Consider the following 17,011-nt stretch of genomic DNA (forward strand, 5'->3'; position numbering starts at 1 on the left):
TCCACTTTTAAACCCCATACACTTCTAAACCCACCACATTTTCAAACGAAACACCACTTTACATCGAAACCAACTTGAAACCTGAAACTTGAAACTTCTACACGTGAAAATTGGGATGGGATTTCTCCTACCGTCGAAATGACAAGTTTGCGCATAAGCGTTTTTAGCTAGCTAAAAAAATACCCCAATTCAAACCACACAAGAAAACTATGTCTTACTATGTACCTATGTGGTTAAAAAAAAACAACCACATAGTGACATAGTTTTCATAGTTTTTGCTTTATGAAATTCAACCTTGAGAAACCTTGTGCCCAACCTTGTGTAACCTTGTGCTCCAATTCCACTTTTAAACCCCATACACTTCTAAACCCAACTTGAAACTTTAAACCTGCAACTTATTTTGTCAAACCTCAGATTTTCATTTTCTTTGTATCACTAAAAAATAAACCAATTACCCTATGGAAACGGAAAAGTGGATCGAACTCGCCTTATACGCTGTACCCGCGGTTATCACAGGCGGTGTGGCCTATCTCATGATGCAGAAATTTGTCAACCTCGACGAGAACCGTCGTAAGTTTCAATTGCTTCGGGAGAACCAAAAACAAGCCCTGCCCATTCGTCTCCAAGCCTACGAACGCATGGCCTTGTTCCTCGAACGCATCAATCCTATCAAACTCATGATTCGCGTGGCGCCTATCAGCGACGATAAAAGCGATTACATGAACCTGTTGATTCAAAATATCGAACAAGAATACGAACACAACGTCACCCAACAAATCTACATCTCCGATGAAGCTTGGGTCATGGTCGTGAACGCCAAAAATGCCATCATCCAAAACCTCCGTAACGTTGCCGCCGATACCGAAATCAAAGATGCCGACCAATACCGCATGAAAGTCCTCAGCGCCCTCTTTGAAACAGAATCCGCCGCACAACTCGCCCTGGAGTTTTTGAAAAGTGAAATCAAGGAGTTTATTTGATTATTCTAAATTATAAATTCTAAATTCTAAATTCTAAAATCTAAATTCTAAAATCTAAAATCTAAAATCTAAAATCTAAATTTTAACGGCTCAGAAGCTATAAAAAAAATGCTCGAACAATACATCAACCAATTGAATGAAGCCCAGCGGGCGCCGGTGTTGCAGAAGGACGGACCCATGATGGTGATCGCCGGAGCAGGGTCGGGGAAGACACGCGTACTCACCATGCGTATCGCCTACCTGATGAGCCAAGGGGTCGATGCGTTCAATATCTTGTCGCTCACCTTTACCAACAAAGCCGCCCGCGAAATGAAATCGCGTATCGCCGCTATTGTGGGAAGCAACGAGGCCAAAAACCTATGGATGGGAACCTTTCACTCAGTATTCGCTAAAATCTTGCGCATTGAAGCCGATAAGCTGGGGTATCCGTCCAACTTTACCATCTACGACACCCAAGACTCCGTGCGCCTCATCTCCGCCATTGTCAAGGAAATGCAGTTGGACAAAGACATCTACAAACCCAAACAAATCATCGGACGTATTTCGTCCTATAAAAACTCGTTGATTACGGTAAAAGCCTATTTCAACAACCCCGAACTCCAAGAGGCCGATGCCATGAGCAAACGCCCACGCATGGGGGAAATCTACCAAGCCTATGTCGACCGCTGTTTTAAAGCCGGTGCCATGGACTTTGACGATTTGCTGTTGAAAACCAACGAACTCTTGAATCTTTACCCGGATGTGTTGGCGAAGTACCAAGACCGTTTCCGCTACATCATGGTGGACGAGTACCAAGATACCAACCATTCACAATACTTGATTGTGCGCGCCTTATCCGACCGCTACCAAAACATCTGTGTGGTAGGCGACGACGCCCAAAGTATCTATGCGTTTCGGGGGGCCAACATCAACAACATCCTCAATTTCCAGAAGGATTACGACAATGTGCAAACCTTCCGTTTGGAGCAAAACTACCGTTCGACCAAGAACATCGTAGAAGCCGCCAACACCATCATTGAAAAGAATAAGACGAAGTTGGACAAAGTCGTATGGACCGCCAACGAGTTGGGTCCCAAAGTAAAGGTCCACCGCAGTCTCACCGATGGGGAAGAAGGCCGTTATGTGGCAGGGGAGATCTTCGAACTCAAGATGCGCAACCAACTCACCAATGGGAAGTTTGCGATTTTATACCGAACCAATGCCCAATCCCGGGCGATGGAGGATGCCTTGCGCAAACGCGATATTCCGTACCGTATTTATGGCGGTTTGTCGTTTTACCAACGAAAAGAGATCAAAGATGTGTTGTGCTATTTGCGCTTGATTATCAACCCAAAAGACGAAGAAGCCTTGGTGCGCGTGATCAACTATCCGCACCGCGGTATCGGCGACACTACGGTAGAGAAATTGACCATAGCCGCCAACCATTACAAGCGTTCCATCTTTGAAGTGATGGAGCATATTGACAAGATTGACTTGAAATTAAATTCGGGAACCAAGAACAAGATTCACGATTTTGTGAACATGATCAAGAGTTTCCAAATCATCAACGAGAACCAAGATGCGTTTTACGTCACCGAACACGTGACCAAGAAAACGGGCTTGATTCAAGAGTTGAAAAAAGACGGTACGCCGGAGGGAGTCGCTCGCGTGGAGAACATCGAGGAATTGATGAACGGAATCAAGGACTTTACCGAAGGGCAGAAAGAAATCGACGGCGCCCGCGGTGCCTTGACCGAGTTCTTGGAAGATGTGGCCTTGGCGACCGACCTGGATAAAGATACTGGCGACGACGATCGCGTAGCCTTAATGACCATTCACTTGGCGAAAGGTTTGGAATTCCCCTACGTATTCATCGTGGGGATGGAAGAAGACCTGTTCCCGAGTGCGCTGAGTTTGAATACCCGCAGCGAACTCGAAGAAGAACGCCGTTTGTTTTATGTGGCATTAACCCGTGCCGAGCATCAAGCCTATCTGACCTATGCACAGTCCCGCTACCGTTGGGGGAAACTCACCGATGCCGAGCCGTCGCGCTTTATTGAAGAAATTGATGCCCAATATTTAGAATACGTCAATCCGGCCGAGACTAGTGGATACCGCTACAAGCCGATGATTGATATGGATATTTTTGGCGATGTCGATAAATCGAAATTGCGTACCAGCAAACCCGTATCGGGAACGCCACCGCGCCGCTTTGACGACGATGCACCACCGGCTTCAGCCAACATTCGCCGTTTAAAACCTGTGAATACCCAACCGAGTCCGTCAGCGCCCTACAGTCCGGGCGACTCCAAACTGGCCATCGGGAATATTGTAATGCATGAACGTTTTGGCAAAGGCGAGGTGCTGAATTTAGAAGGCGTTGGGGGAGACCGTAAGGCCGAAATTAAATTTGCAGTAGGCGGTATTAAAAAACTCTTGTTGCGCTTTGCCAAACTCGATATTATTGGCTAACTTTAAGGGAGTTTAATTCCCCATGCATTATGGCACAATTTGTCAAAATCTATAACGATAATCCCAACGAAGCTGCGGTCAAAAAAGTGGTGGATGTATTGCTTAACGGCGGCATCATCATTTATCCTACCGATACGGTTTACGGTTTGGGTTGTGATATTACGAATACTAAGGCCTTAGAACGCGTGGCCAAGCTGAAGGGCATCAAGTTGGAGAAAGCCAATTTATCGTTCATTTGCTACGATTTAAGTCATATCTCCGACTATGTCAAACAAATCGACACGTCCACGTTTAAGCTGTTGAAACGCACCTTGCCGGGTCCGTATACCTTTATCTTGCCAGGGAATAACGATTTGCCGAAAGTCTTTAAAAACAAAAAAACGGTGGGGATTCGCGTACCGGATAACAACATCATTCGGGCGATAGTCAACGAATTGGGCAATCCCATCATTTCAACCTCCATTCACGATGAAGACGAAGTATTGGAATATTCTACCGATCCCGAATTGATTTTCGAGAAATGGCAGAATCTGGTTGATTTAGTCATCGATGGTGGTTATGGTGACAATACACCCTCAACTGTGATTGATTTATCGGGCTATGAACCGGTCGTCATTCGCGAAGGAAAAGGCGATATCGATATCTTTTAAATAAAAAAAAACGTCCTGAATTACTTAGGACGTTTTTTGTATAAAGGAGAGAAAACCTTATTTGCTCATGGTTTTCATTTCTTTTTCAATCATGTCATAGAATTGATCGATCTTCGGAAGAATCACGATGCGTGTTCTACGGTTGGTCGCACGGTTTTCAGCCGTTTTATTATCCACCAACGGAATGTATTCGCTACGCCCAGCAGCAATAATCTGCTTCGGATTCACACCCAAGTCTTTCGTTAACACACGAACGATAGCCGTAGCGCGTTTCACACTCAAATCCCAGTTGTCCAATAAGATGGCATTACCTGTAAAAGGCACGTTATCGGTATGCCCTTCGACCATACATTCAAAATCCGGCTTGTCGTTGATCACTTTGGCTACTTTCTCCAATACGGTTTTCGCTTTATCAGTTACGACATAGCTACCGCTTTTGAACAACATTTTATCCGAGATATTGATGAAAACCACGCCTTTATCCACGCTGATGTTTACGTCTTGGTCGTCAAGACCCACGTTTTTCTTCAAGCTAGTTACCAAGGCCAAAGTCACCGAGTCTTTTTTGGTGATAGCATCTTGTAGGCGACTGATTTTAAGGTCTTTTTCTTTCAAGCTTTCTAAGGAACGCTCTAAGTTTTCTGCGCCTTTAGTCGTCAATACCGTCAATTCTTTCGAACTGTTGATCAGGTCGCTGTTGTTTTTCTTTAAATATTCATTTTGTTGGGACAAAGCGTCTTTTTCCGTCAAGCACAAATTCAACTTCATGGTAGTCGAATTCAACAAGTCTTGACATTCTTTATTTTTTTGCTCTAATTCGGCAATTTTCTTCTTAGCTCCACACGAGGCTAAGCTCAAAGCGGCGAATGAAATTAAAAGGGCTTTTTTCATAATGTTTCTATTTTTCGGTACAAAAGTACAATATGTTAAAATGTAAATGAAAGTAAAAAGGTTAAGAATTGTTAATTAGCGTTCAAAATGCTTTTGCTTTCGAACAAAATAATTCCATACAATACTCTTTACGGTAAAGTAGTCTTTGCGTTGTGAAGTGCTGCGTTTGCTCATGGTAGGGGCGATTTGTCCATAGAACGAAAAGTGCGCTTTCAATATTGCTAGCGTATGTCTTAAATTTCCCTTAAAAAGAAATTGGACCCCAGCAATGCCATCCAAACACAAACGGATGAAGATAATGGAGAAGCGTTTTCCTTGGGGCAAGTTCTTCAACAACATCAACAAGGAATTCCGGAAGTTTAAGAACGTCTTACGTGGCGTTCCCGTTTTCAAGGTCGCACCACCCACATGGTATACCGTAGCCTCGGGCAGGTAATAACAATCGTATCCCGCATTGAAATTGCGCCAACACAAATCAATTTCTTCTTGGTGGGCAAAGAAATCACCGTCTAAACCGCCGAGTTCCCAATACACTTCCTTTCGAATAAAGAAACAGGCGCCCGTCGCCCAAAAGATTTTAGCAGGCGTATTGTATTGCCCGTGATCTTCTTCCAAGGTATCAAACACCCGTCCGCGGCAGTAAGGGAAACCGTATTGGTCAATAAACCCACCCGCAGCGCCGGCATATTCAAAATAGGATTTGTTTTTAAAATCCATCAATTTGGGTTGGGCAATGGCCGTATTGGGATGGGTCGCAAAATGATCTAGGAACGGATCCAGCCAACCCGCAGTCACTTCGATATCGGAATTCACGAGGGCGTATATAGGTTCGCTGACCTGTTGCAACGCCTCGTTATACCCTTTGGCAAAGCCGTAATTCCCTTGGTTTTGAATAACGGTAATTTGCGGATAGTTCGCTTGCACAAACGCCACCGAATCATCGGTAGAAGCATTGTCAGCGAGGTAGAGATGCGCCTTTTCTGAGTGGGCCACCACCGAAGGGAGAAACTGCTCAAGCAGGGCTTTACCGTTCCAGTTCAGGATGACAACGGCAATGGTTTTGGGAGTGATATCAGCCATTGAGTTCAGGTAAATCAGTTAGAAAAACATAGGTTTGTTGTTCAAAATCCATCTGGCAAAAGTAGTGTTGGAGTCCGTTGGTTACCATCAAATAATCGGCCCGCAATTCGAGATTGTACCGGGCAATTTGATCAAACACCGCTTGGGTGATTTTCACTTCAGGGGCTTTGCACTCTACCAAGAGTTTGATACCGCCATCTTGCTGAAATACAACAATGTCATAGCGCTTAGTTAAACCATTTTGGGCAATGGATTTCTCCACATTGAGAAAGGATTTGGAGGCTTTTTTAAACTCCATCAAGAACTTTACGGTATGTTGGCGCACCCATTCTTCAGGAGTGAGTACCACAAATTTTTTCCGGATTTCGTCAAAGATTGCCGTTTTATTTTCACTATTTTTGAAGCGAAAGGTAAAGCGCGGAAAATTGAGTTCTTGCATGGCGCAAAAATAGTCAATTTTTAGTAGCTACCAATTGCGAATACACTATGGATGAAGCGGTAAAAATCGTCAACGATATCAAGGCAGGAAATATCAAACCCATTTATTTTTTGATGGGGGACGAACCTTATTACATTGACATCATTACGGAATATATTGAAAACAACCTTTTATCGGAAGACGAGAAAGGGTTCAATCAAATGGTGCTGTACGGACGGGATGTTACGGTTGAAGATGTGATAGGCCATGCCAAACGCTATCCGATGATGGCGGAGCGTCAAGTGGTAATTGTTCGTGAGGCGCAAGAATTGTCGCGCCATATTGACAAATTGGATGCTTACGCAGAGAATCCGCAGCCCACAACGGTTTTGGTGATGGCGTACAAATACAAAACTTTGGACAAACGCAAGAAAGTGACCAAGGCATTGGAGAAAAACGGACTGGTTTTTGAAAGTAAAAAACTCTATGAAAATCAGGTCGCGACATGGATTACCCGTGTTATTCAAGGAAAGGGCTTAGGGATCGAACCCAAGGCTGCAGCCATGTTGGTTGAGTTCTTGGGAAATGACTTGAGTCGGATTAGCAACGAATTGGACAAGCTCAAAATCATTTTCCCGAAAGGGCATACCGTTACGGCCAAAGATATTGAAGTCAATATTGGAATCAGTAAAGATTATAACAATTTCGAATTGCGCACTGCCATTGGCGAACGCAATCAATTGAAAGCGTATCGCATCGCCGATTACTTTGCACAAAATCCAAAAGACAATCCGATAGTGGTGACCACAGCGATGGTATTTTCCTTTTTCACCCAATTGTTGCAATACCATGGGTTAAAAGACAAGAGTCAGGGCAACGTTGCGAAAACCTTACGCGTGAGTCCGTTTTTTGTGAAAGATTACGAATTGGCGGCTCGAAACTTTCCCATGAAGAAAGTATCGGCAGTTGTGGCCAAATTGCGCGATGTGGATGCGAAGAGCAAAGGAGTAGGCGCGAACAATATGACGCAAGGCGATTTATTAAAAGAACTTTTGGTGACGATTTTTAACTAATGAAACAGCTGAGCTACTACCGATTGCTATTTGTTGCCTTACTCGGAGTTGCTTTTTACAGTCCGCTGAACACTCTTCCTTTTTACATTGCTGTATTTTGGTTGGCCTTTGAACTACTCAACGCCCAAAAGTTGTATACAGGGCAAAGCTATTCGCGTTTCAGTAATTTAGCCTTACTGAGCCTACCGATTTTTGTTCTTTTGGTCCGGAATCATTGGGTGCCGTATTATTTGGAAGGTATTGCAGGGTATAACATTATGGAGCATGCCCTTTTTGCCTTCACCTTTTGTCTGTATTTGGATTGTTTGCTACTGTGTTGGCAGAAAATCCGTGTGTCAGGAATTGGTATGCTCCTTCTATTCAACGGCATTGGAATCGTCAACGAGCTCTTTCAGAATGCGGTAAGTGGTGAACCTTTGACTGCATTTTCCGCTGAAGATTGGAAAGATATTGGTGTTAATGGCGTAGGTAGTATTTTGTTTTATCTCATCAAACAAATCATGAAAAGCATGAAAAATATCGATTGATTTACGATATTTGCAATCCAATTTTAATTCACTCTAAAAACAGTACGATGAATAAAAATACAGTATTGGCTTGGGCCACCACGATCATGATTATCATGGGATTGTTGTTAATTGGATTAGGCGCTTTTCGCTACAATGATATTGCCGGTTGGGGCTTTGGCGCTGTAGGCGTCGGGTTTTTAGCCAATGCCTGGGTGTTTAATTCGTTGAAAGGAAGAGTGTAATGTTATTTTGAATTGGGTTATTATAAATTTTAAATTCCAATAATAAAATTCCAAATCGCAATAGATAACGTCAACGGACTAAATTCTAAATTCTAAAATCTAAATTCTAAATTCTAAATTCTAAACTCGTATGTCAGACGATAAGAAAGTCATATTTTCCATGTCACGGGTAAACAAAGTTTACTCCAGCACAAATAAACAAGTATTAAAAGATATCTATTTGAGCTTTTTCTATGGCGCAAAGATTGGTATCTTGGGTTTAAACGGTTCGGGTAAGTCGACCCTTTTAAAAATCATTGCTGGGGTAGAAAAGAACTACCAAGGTGATGTGGTGTTTGCTCCGGGGTATACCGTAGGGTATTTGGAACAAGAACCGCAATTGGACGAGACCAAAACGGTCATTGAAGTCGTACGCGAAGGTGTGGCTGAGATTGTAGCTGTATTGGATGAGTTCAACAAAATCAACGATATGTTTGGGTTACCCGAAGTTTATGAGGATGCGGATAAGATGCAAAAACTCATGGACCGTCAAGCCGAACTGCAAGATAAAATCGATGCAGTGGGCGCGTGGGAATTGGATACCAAACTAGAAATTGCGATGGATGCGTTGCGTACACCCGAAGCCGATACACCGATTAGTGTATTGTCGGGAGGAGAAAAACGCCGCGTGGCTCTATGTCGTTTGTTATTGCAACAACCCGATGTCTTGTTATTGGACGAGCCGACCAACCACTTGGATGCCGAGTCGGTTTTGTGGTTGGAGCAACATTTACAACAGTATGCGGGTACGGTGATTGCCGTAACCCACGACCGTTATTTCTTGGATAATGTAGCCGGATGGATTTTGGAATTGGACCGTGGGGAAGGAATTCCGTGGAAAGGAAATTATTCGTCCTGGTTGGATCAAAAAGGAAAGCGTTTGGACCAAGAAGAAAAAGTGGCTTCGAAGCGTCGCAAGACCTTAGAGCGCGAGTTGGACTGGGTTCGTCAAGGGGCCAAAGGTCGCCAAACCAAACAGAAAGCACGTTTACAGAACTACGATAAGTTATTGAACGAGGACCAAAAAGCCTTGGAAGAGAAATTGGAGATCTACATTCCGAACGGGCCCCGTTTAGGAACGAATGTGATCAATGCCAACCATGTTTCCAAAGCTTTTGGTGATAAAATATTGTACGAAGATTTGAACTTCACCTTACCTCAAGCCGGTATTGTGGGCATTATTGGTCCGAACGGTGCCGGTAAATCCACCATTTTCAAAATGATTATGGGCGAACAGCAACCGGATGGGGGAGAGTTTGCCATTGGTGATACAGTGAAGATTGCGTATGTGGATCAGACGCACTCCAATATTGATCCGAACAAATCGATTTGGGAAAACTTCTGTGATGGACAAGAATTGATTATGATGGGTGGCCGTCAGGTGAATTCGAGAGCCTATTTGTCGCGTTTCAATTTTGGAGGCAGTGACCAAAACAAAAAGGTCAATACATTATCGGGAGGTGAGCGCAACCGTTTGCACTTGGCCATGACCTTGAAAGAGGAAGGAAACGTACTACTTTTGGATGAGCCAACGAACGATTTGGACATCAATACCCTTCGTGCTTTGGAAGAAGGTTTAGAGAATTTTGCAGGCTGTGCGGTTATTATTTCCCACGACCGTTGGTTCTTAGACCGTGTGTGTACGCACATTCTCGCGTTTGAAGGCGATTCTCAAGTGTATTTCTTTGAAGGAGGCTTCTCCGATTACGAAGAAAACAGAAGAAAACGATTGGGTACAGAAATTACACCAACCCGAATTAAATACAAAAAGTTAATCAGAAATTAAATATCTTTGAAGAGTCCCAATACACGTTGGGACTCTTTTTTTAGTATAAAGTGAAGTTGAAAACATTGTTTTGCGGGTTATGGTTACTGGGGTCATTAATGACTTTGGCGCAACCTGCTTTGAAATCAGCTGAACAATCGCTTCAACAAGCGGGGACTGCCTTCTACAATTTAGATGGTGAGAAATCGCTACAACTTTCACACAAAGCCTTGAGTCAGGCCTATGCGCTAAAAAACGATGTGTTAATGTCCAAAGCGTACAATCTTATTGGATTAAACATTGAAGAATTTTATGATCCGAATAAAGCCCTCAAGTACTATCAAAAAGCGCTAGAACACGCAAAGTTATCACAAAATGATTCGGTTAAAATTTGGGTGAACAACAATTTAGGGAATTGGTATTCGTACCGAAAAAATGATTTCCAAAAAAGTATTCCCTATTACAAAGAAGGTTTGCGCAATGCTGAAAAAATCAACGATTGGGTCGAAGTGATGTATGCCAAACTCAGTATAGCGGGAGCCTATTTTGGTGCGAATCGCTTTCAAGAAGGATATGTTTTTTTAAAGTCGACCGAAGCGGATGTCAACCGTTCGCAAGATGACGAACCTAAGTTGCATTACCATGCATTATTAGGTTCTTATTACAGTCATTTGGGGCAGTATTTAAAAGCAGAATTTCATTATGAAAAGGCCATAGAATTAGGAAAAAAGAACAAAGACAATTTATTGGATGCCTATTTGATAGACGTTTACAATGATTTTTCCGATCATTACAAGCGCAATGGACAATATGAAAAGGCGCTTAATTACTTAACACTTTACAAAGACCTTAAAGAAAAAGTCTATAACGAAGAACGCAGTAAAAAAGCAAAAATAGCAGGAAGTCAGATTGAAATAGACGAATACCAACGGCAAATCGATAAAATAGAAGGGGAAAAAACCAAACAAAGTCAATTCCTAAAGGAATCGAAGTTGATTGTCTTACTGTTTGTCATCATTTTGTTTATCCTGTTGTTGTTGTTATTTTCTTTGTACAAAAACAACGCTTTCCGCGAAAAGACCTTCACTGAATTAAAAGATGCCTATGCTGAATTGCAATTGGCGAAAGAAAAGGCAGAGGAAGCTTCACAATTGAAAACCCAGTTCGTTTCAACGATCAGTCACGAGTTGCGTACACCCTTATATGGCGTGGTGGGGATTACCAATATCATCTTGGACGAACACAAAGAGTTGGCTCACAGTCCGCACCTGAATTCCTTAAAATTCTCTGCCCGTTATTTGTTGTCCTTGGTCAACGATTTGTTGCAAATCAATAAAATCGAGGAGAATAAAATTACGCTGGAGCACATGATTTTCAACATTCCTGATGAAATCAGTACCATCGTGGACTCGTTGGAATTTATTGCGATTAAAAACAACAACAAATTGCAAACGGAGTTGGATCCTGCGATTCCCGAGTTTTTAATTGGGGATAAGTTGCGCCTTTCTCAGGTATTCATGAATTTGGTGAGTAATGCGTTAAAATTCACCAAAGATGGAACGGTTAAAGTTTCGGCTAAATTAGACCGTATTGAAGGTTCACAATATTTTATTCAATTTGCGGTTGCCGATACTGGTGTCGGAATTGCACCAGAAGACCAAAAGAAAATATTTGAAAAGTTTGTGCAAATTGAACGCAAAGATGGCGATTACCAAGGAACCGGATTGGGCTTATCGATTGTACAGCGATTGGTCGAACTCTTTGGCAGTACGATTGAATTGGAAAGTGAATTAGGTAAAGGAACTACGTTTTCGTTTACCATGGGCTTTGAAGCCGATGAAACCAAACGCAACGAGATTCTTCACAACATTGATGTCGACTTGTCAACGGTGCAAGTGTACCGTATTTTGGTCGTGGAAGACAATAAGATTAACCAGGTGGTTACCAAGAAAATCTTAGAAACCAATCATTTCAAATGCACCATTTTAGATGATGGGTATGCTGCTATTGATGCTTTGGAAAGTGAACATTATGATATTGTATTAATGGATATCAATATGCCGATTATCAACGGGTTTGAAACCACTAAATTAATCCGTAAAAAAGGAATTCAAACCCCAGTCATTGCGTTAACGGCTTTTGACAAACAAGAGATTATGGAGCAGGCTATTTCCGTAGGAATCAATGATATTATTATCAAGCCTTTCGAACCCTCCAAATTATTTCAAGTGATCAGTAATTTGATTGAGCAATAATTATTTCTTTTTGTTTTTATTGCCAAAAAACTTCTTTCCACCATTTCCTTTTTTCTTATTGCGGAAGTCTTTCTTTTGGGGCGTACCGTCGGCTTTAATGGCAGGCGCTTGATTTGCAGTGTCTTTCCAACCAAAGTCATGGTTTTCAATGACTTTAATCTTCATGCGGATTAATTTCTCGATATCTTGCCAATACGTCCATTCGTCTTTGCCACATAAAGAAATCGCCAAACCTTCATTGCCTGCACGACCGGTACGACCGATACGGTGCACGTAAGTATCTGAAATATTCGGAATATCAAAATTAATTACAAACGGCAAGCTTTCGATGTCAATTCCTCGGGCAGCAATATCCGTTGCGGCAAGTAATTGCACTTCTTTGTTTTTAAAATGGTCTAATGCTCGTTGACGCGCCGATTGCGATTTGTCGCCGTGAATGGCTTCAGCAGTGAAGTTATTTTTTTTCAAAAACTTCACTACGTTATCAGCACCGTGTTTGGTTCGGGTAAAAATTAAGATTTGTTCTCCAGGATATTCGCTCAAGATTTGAAGCAACAACTTGCGTTTTTCTTCTTTTTCGACTTTGTACACCCATTGCTTGATTTTTTCAGCGGTTGAAGCCACGGGAGTCACCGTAACATATTGGGGTTTTGTTAAAAAACTCTCAGCTAATTCACGAATAGGCAGGGGCATCGTGGCCGAAAATAAAAGCGTTTGACGGTTATCGGGAGTGAGTTTGATGATTTTCTTCACATCATTGATAAAGCCCATGTCCAGCATTAAATCGGCTTCATCCAATACCAAATGGTGCAAATGGTCCAAATTCACATGCCCTTGTTTGTGTAAATCCAATAAGCGGCCAGGAGTTGCAATTAATACATCTACACCGCGTTTGAGTTGGTCTACTTGGGGTACTTGATTCACACCACCATAAATTACTGTCGACACAATATTGGTGTACCGGCCGTAGGTTTCAAAACTTTCTTGAATTTGGATAGCCAATTCGCGGGTAGGAGTAATTACTAGCGCACGAATACTTTTACGTTTCTTGGCCGAACCCACTATAGGGTGTATTTGATGAATAATCGGAATGGCAAACGCGGCTGTTTTTCCGGTACCCGTTTGCGCACAACCCACTAAATCCGTGCCTTCCATGATAATAGGAATGGCTTGTTGTTGGATAGGTGTTGGGGCTTCATAGCCTTCTTCAGCAAGCGCTTGCTGTATATTTCGGATGAGTTTTAAGTCGTTAAAGGTCATAATATAGGCGCCATTTCGTAGTGAAATGGGCTGCAAAGATAACCGCTTTTTAGTCTAAACTGTTTTTTGCTTTGATAAAATCGGTTAAAAGGTACCCGATTAATTTACCCACCATGTGGTTGTTAGTTTCGGTATCCAAAGATGGAGCGCCTTCACAAATGTGCAAATAAGCCGCATTGGAGTGTTTTCCAAAGAAATAAATAAACTGTCGCACTTCCTCTACGGAAAATCCACTTGGGGTCATCGCACTACTGGGTACAAGCGGTAGGGCATCCATATCGATTTCAATACCGTAGGCATCGGATTTTATGAAATCATAGGCAATTTGCATTTCTAAACGGAATTCTTTTTCTCCCCGGACTTTTATCGCATCATAGGTATTGTACTGGATTTTGTCTTTCATTGATTTTAATTGGTCCAAGACATTTTTGGATGTATAACTTTCGTGCAATCCAAAAATGAAATACTTTTTCAAAAAACCTTCTTCAAAGGCGTACGAAAATCCATTGCCGCTGTGACGACCTTCCATAATTCGGAAATCAGAGTGTGCATCGAGATTGACAGCATTAATGGGTTTTCCTTTGGCCAAAGCCGTTCCTTTGATATTGCCATAGGCGTTGTTATGCCCGCCGCCGATAATCAAGGGAATTTTTCCGCATTTCACAATGGTGCTGATAATGTGAGAGACTTCTTTATCAATTTTGGATACAATTTCGCTAAACTTTTTGCGATCCGGTGTACTGTTGAATTCTAATCCTTCGGCTTCTTTATTAAAAGCGGCAGTGTCTAATGTCCCTAAAACAATAATGTTGGAACCTTTACAAAAGCGGTTGTGCTGGATGTTGGCGATACTTTTTATGGCACTTTCCCAAGCGGTGGCTGTACCTGGACGTCCATTGTTTGCGCGAACGCCAATGTCCTCAGGGATACCGAATAGGACAAATTTGGCTTCCGAATTTTTAAGAAAGTTTACTACATTTTCACCTTCGGAAATCAGTTGCATTTTTTCACCAAACTTAACTTCACCGCTTCGATGGTTAGTTACTTTAGACAACTCGGATTGGGTATAGCGTACAAGATGTTCCATAAAAAAAGTTAACAGTCAAAAATAATATAATTCCCAAAACTGACGTTATAGAAATTATAATTATTAAATTTGCTTTACTACAAATACTTTTGTTATGGAAAATCAAAAAAACAATTCTTCCTTAAAGGCGATAATTTTAGTCCTGGCTTTGTTACTGTTAGGTAGTTTATTCTACATTTTTAAATTAACTACAGATACACAAACGCTAGAAACCAAAGTAACCGCAGTTTCCACGGAAAAAGACAACATTTTAAAAGATCTTCAAGAGTTAAAAGCGACGTACGATGCGGCAATTGCAGAAAACACATCCATGTCGGATGAATTAATTGCTGAACGCGAAAAAGTGGTACAACTCATGGCACAATTGGAAAAATCCAAAGGCGATGCCAACGCATTACGCAAGTACAAAGAGCAATACAAATCGCTTGAAGTCAAAATGAAATCGTTGATGCAAGAAGTGGAAGTTTTAAAAGGTGAGAATCAAAAACTAAACAAGAATCTAGACAGTACGAAAGTTGTATTACAAGATTCGAAAAACTACAACCAAGTTTTAGTGGGGCAAAATGAAGAGCTCACTAAAACTGTAGAAAAAGCTTCCAAACTATCGATTCTTAATTTAAAAACAGCTGCGTACAAACAACGCAGTTCAGGAAAACAAATTGAAACGGACAAAGCGAGCCGCGCTGACATTTTAAAAATCAGTTTTACGATTGCTGAAAATGCGGTTGCAAAATCGGGTGATAAAGTGTACTATGTTCAAGTAATTGACGCGAAAAACAATGTGTTGGGTGATAAAGAAACCGCTACATTTGGTTCACAATCCCTAACGTACAGTTTCCAAGCGAAGGTGAAATACGAGAACAAAACAGTGAATGTTTCCCAAGATTTACCCGGTAAAAGCTTTGAAAAAGGTTCTTATTTCGTAAACATTTTTGACAAAGGGGAATTGGTTTCTAAAACAAGTTTCACCTTACGTTAATTCGGAAATACTATAAAAAACAAAAGCCCGGTTAATCCGGGCTTTTTTATTGTACTTTTTTACCATTCAATAAAACCGTAGCAATTCGGTTGGAACCAAAAGCATAAGGAAGTTCGTAATAACAATGCAAAGGTTCGGTGATCAATACATTCGCTTTTTTACCTTTTGTAATGCTGCCGTGGGTTTCAGCAATTCCCAAGGCATACGCGCCATTGATGGTAGCGGCGTTGATGGCTTCTTCGGGGGTCATTTTCATTTTAATGCAAGCGGTGGCCACCACAAAATTCATATTCCCGGACGGTGTCGTCCCTGGATTAAAGTCGGATGCCAAAGCAAGGGGCAATCCGGCCTGAATCATCCTACGTGCCGGTGTATACGGAATACTGATGAAATAGGAACAGGAGGGAAGTGCTACAGGCATGGTACCAGAATTTTTCAACACTTCGATATCTTCATCGGAGACAATTTCGAGATGGTCAACGGATAACGCCCCGTGTTTGACACAAGCGGCTATACCTTCAATAGCGGTAAATTGATTAACATGAATCTTGGGAATGAGTCCGAATCGTTTGCCGGCTTCCATAATTCGTTCGGTTTCTTCCACCGAGAAATAGCCGGTTTCACAGAACACATCGATGTAATCGGCTAAGTTTTCTTCTGCAATTTTTGGGAGCATTTCATCGATAATCACCTTCAAATAACCTTCATGGTTTTCTTTGAACGCATTCGGGAAAGCGTGAGCGCCCAAAAATGTAGCTTTAATGGTAATCGGGTAATTTTCGCGCAAGCGCTGAATCACGCGCAACATTTTGAGTTCGCCCTCAACCGTCAAACCGTATCCGGATTTAATTTCTACCGCTCCGGTTCCTTGTCGGATCACTTCTTCCAATCGCACTTTGGATTCTTCGTACAATTGCTCTTCGGAAGTTTCATTAAGCCGTTTGGCCGAATTAAGGATACCGCCACCACGATTAGCTATTTCCTCATAGGTGAGTCCGTTGATACGGTCCACAAATTCTTGCACCCGATTACCGGCATAAACGATGTGGGTATGGCTATCAATCCACGACGGAAGCACTGTTCGGCCTGTAGCATCAATCTCGGTATCCGCGTTGATTTTCGGACATTCGGTCATTGGCCCGAAATCGGAAATCGTATCGTTTTCAATGAGAAGATAAGCATTTTGAATCGCAGGAAGATGCGCCATATCGGCACCCGCTACTTTCTGCACTCCGGGTTCGCGCACTTGCAACAATTCCTTTATATTCGTGATGAGCGTAATCATGTTGGATATTTTTCGTAAAAATACTTTTTAAAACGAATAATTTCTAA

15 protein-coding genes are annotated in these 17,011 nt (G+C 42.0%); 9 read left to right on the top strand and 6 right to left on the bottom strand.

The window, feature by feature from the left end; translation table 11 throughout:
* Nucleotides 1-458 precede the first annotated feature (458 nt).
* The 3 genes from OLM45_RS09465 to OLM45_RS09475 all read left to right on the top strand — a co-directional run bounded on the left by OLM45_RS09465 (nt 459) and on the right by OLM45_RS09475 (nt 4,081).
* Nucleotides 459-980, top strand: coding sequence for a hypothetical protein (locus OLM45_RS09465; protein ID WP_264509724.1), 522 nt, complete (start codon nt 459-461; stop codon nt 978-980).
* 108 nt (nt 981-1,088) lie between these two features.
* Complete coding sequence (locus OLM45_RS09470) at nt 1,089-3,431, top strand: ATP-dependent helicase (protein ID WP_264509725.1); 2,343 nt, start codon at nt 1,089-1,091, stop codon at nt 3,429-3,431.
* 29 nt (nt 3,432-3,460) lie between these two features.
* Complete coding sequence (locus OLM45_RS09475; RefSeq protein WP_264509726.1) at nt 3,461-4,081, top strand: L-threonylcarbamoyladenylate synthase; 621 nt, start codon at nt 3,461-3,463, stop codon at nt 4,079-4,081.
* Nucleotides 4,082-4,138: 57 nt separating this feature from the next.
* On the opposite strand, the gene OLM45_RS09480 is transcribed toward OLM45_RS09475, so the two are convergent.
* The 3 genes from OLM45_RS09480 to OLM45_RS09490 all read right to left on the bottom strand — a co-directional run bounded on the left by OLM45_RS09480 (nt 4,139) and on the right by OLM45_RS09490 (nt 6,491).
* Nucleotides 4,139-4,972 carry a flagellar motor protein MotB gene (locus OLM45_RS09480; RefSeq protein ID WP_129461265.1) on the bottom strand — a complete coding sequence of 278 codons (834 nt, stop codon included), beginning with the start codon at nt 4,970-4,972 and terminating at the stop codon, nt 4,139-4,141.
* 75 nt (nt 4,973-5,047) lie between these two features.
* Nucleotides 5,048-6,052, bottom strand: coding sequence for a glycosyltransferase (locus OLM45_RS09485; RefSeq protein ID WP_264509727.1), 1,005 nt, complete (start codon nt 6,050-6,052; stop codon nt 5,048-5,050).
* Nucleotides 6,045-6,491 (bottom strand): type I restriction enzyme HsdR N-terminal domain-containing protein, encoded by a 447-nt coding sequence (locus tag OLM45_RS09490; protein ID WP_129461263.1) that lies wholly within the window; start codon nt 6,489-6,491, stop codon nt 6,045-6,047. Before OLM45_RS09490 ends, OLM45_RS09485 begins: the two co-directional genes overlap by 8 nt.
* A gap of 47 nt (nt 6,492-6,538) precedes the next feature.
* Here OLM45_RS09490 and holA point away from each other — a divergent pair, with 47 nt between their 5' ends.
* From holA to OLM45_RS09515, 5 genes are all read left to right on the top strand, one after another.
* Nucleotides 6,539-7,543, top strand: a complete 1,005-nt coding sequence (holA, locus tag OLM45_RS09495) for a DNA polymerase III subunit delta (protein WP_264509728.1) — start codon at nt 6,539-6,541, stop codon at nt 7,541-7,543.
* Nucleotides 7,543-8,070, top strand: coding sequence for a hypothetical protein (locus OLM45_RS09500; protein ID WP_264509729.1), 528 nt, complete (start codon nt 7,543-7,545; stop codon nt 8,068-8,070). Before holA ends, OLM45_RS09500 begins: the two co-directional genes overlap by 1 nt.
* 47 nt (nt 8,071-8,117) lie before the next feature.
* A complete protein-coding gene (locus OLM45_RS09505; RefSeq protein WP_129461260.1) occupies nt 8,118-8,294 on the top strand; it encodes a CAL67264 family membrane protein in 177 nt (58 codons plus the stop codon).
* Between the two features lie 130 nt (nt 8,295-8,424).
* Nucleotides 8,425-10,119: an energy-dependent translational throttle protein EttA gene (gene ettA, locus OLM45_RS09510; protein ID WP_129461259.1), complete on the top strand. Its 1,695-nt coding sequence runs from the start codon at nt 8,425-8,427 to the stop codon at nt 10,117-10,119.
* Between the two features lie 56 nt (nt 10,120-10,175).
* Entirely contained in the window at nt 10,176-12,353 is a 2,178-nt protein-coding gene (locus tag OLM45_RS09515; RefSeq protein WP_264509730.1) for an ATP-binding protein, read from the top strand.
* Here OLM45_RS09515 and OLM45_RS09520 read toward each other — a convergent pair whose 3' ends face one another.
* Nucleotides 12,354-13,613, bottom strand: coding sequence for a DEAD/DEAH box helicase (locus OLM45_RS09520; protein WP_264509731.1), 1,260 nt, complete (start codon nt 13,611-13,613; stop codon nt 12,354-12,356).
* 49 nt (nt 13,614-13,662) lie between these two features.
* The gene (locus OLM45_RS09525) at nt 13,663-14,700 is read right to left on the bottom strand and encodes a formimidoylglutamase (RefSeq protein ID WP_264509732.1); all 1,038 of its coding nucleotides are present in this window, start codon (nt 14,698-14,700) and stop codon (nt 13,663-13,665) included.
* A 94-nt stretch (nt 14,701-14,794) separates the two neighbouring features.
* Between OLM45_RS09525 and OLM45_RS09530 the strand changes: the two genes are divergently transcribed.
* Nucleotides 14,795-15,679, top strand: coding sequence for a hypothetical protein (locus OLM45_RS09530; RefSeq protein WP_264509733.1), 885 nt, complete (start codon nt 14,795-14,797; stop codon nt 15,677-15,679).
* Nucleotides 15,680-15,725: 46 nt separating this feature from the next.
* Here OLM45_RS09530 and hutI read toward each other — a convergent pair whose 3' ends face one another.
* Nucleotides 15,726-16,964: an imidazolonepropionase gene (hutI, locus tag OLM45_RS09535; protein WP_264509734.1), complete on the bottom strand. Its 1,239-nt coding sequence runs from the start codon at nt 16,962-16,964 to the stop codon at nt 15,726-15,728.
* Nucleotides 16,965-17,011: the final 47 nt, after the last annotated feature.

The organism is Flavobacterium sp. N1719 (genome assembly GCF_025947045.1).
Lineage (GTDB): Bacteria > Bacteroidota > Bacteroidia > Flavobacteriales > Flavobacteriaceae > Flavobacterium > Flavobacterium stagni.

Excerpts from the sequence above, each read along its gene's own strand:
- OLM45_RS09465 (WP_264509724.1), top strand. The coding sequence starts at position 459 with ATGGAAACGGAAAAGTGGATCGAACTCGCCTTATACGCTGTACCCGCG.
- OLM45_RS09470 (WP_264509725.1), top strand. The coding sequence starts at position 1,089 with ATGCTCGAACAATACATCAACCAATTGAATGAAGCCCAGCGGGCGCCG.
- OLM45_RS09475 (WP_264509726.1), top strand. The coding sequence starts at position 3,461 with ATGGCACAATTTGTCAAAATCTATAACGATAATCCCAACGAAGCTGCG.
- OLM45_RS09480 (WP_129461265.1), bottom strand. The coding sequence starts at position 4,972 with ATGAAAAAAGCCCTTTTAATTTCATTCGCCGCTTTGAGCTTAGCCTCG.
- OLM45_RS09485 (WP_264509727.1), bottom strand. The coding sequence starts at position 6,052 with ATGGCTGATATCACTCCCAAAACCATTGCCGTTGTCATCCTGAACTGG.
- OLM45_RS09490 (WP_129461263.1), bottom strand. The coding sequence starts at position 6,491 with ATGCAAGAACTCAATTTTCCGCGCTTTACCTTTCGCTTCAAAAATAGT.
- holA (WP_264509728.1), top strand. The coding sequence starts at position 6,539 with ATGGATGAAGCGGTAAAAATCGTCAACGATATCAAGGCAGGAAATATC.
- OLM45_RS09500 (WP_264509729.1), top strand. The coding sequence starts at position 7,543 with ATGAAACAGCTGAGCTACTACCGATTGCTATTTGTTGCCTTACTCGGA.
- OLM45_RS09505 (WP_129461260.1), top strand. The coding sequence starts at position 8,118 with ATGAATAAAAATACAGTATTGGCTTGGGCCACCACGATCATGATTATC.
- ettA (WP_129461259.1), top strand. The coding sequence starts at position 8,425 with ATGTCAGACGATAAGAAAGTCATATTTTCCATGTCACGGGTAAACAAA.
- OLM45_RS09520 (WP_264509731.1), bottom strand. The coding sequence starts at position 13,613 with ATGACCTTTAACGACTTAAAACTCATCCGAAATATACAGCAAGCGCTT.
- OLM45_RS09525 (WP_264509732.1), bottom strand. The coding sequence starts at position 14,700 with ATGGAACATCTTGTACGCTATACCCAATCCGAGTTGTCTAAAGTAACT.
- OLM45_RS09530 (WP_264509733.1), top strand. The coding sequence starts at position 14,795 with ATGGAAAATCAAAAAAACAATTCTTCCTTAAAGGCGATAATTTTAGTC.
- hutI (WP_264509734.1), bottom strand. The coding sequence starts at position 16,964 with ATGATTACGCTCATCACGAATATAAAGGAATTGTTGCAAGTGCGCGAA.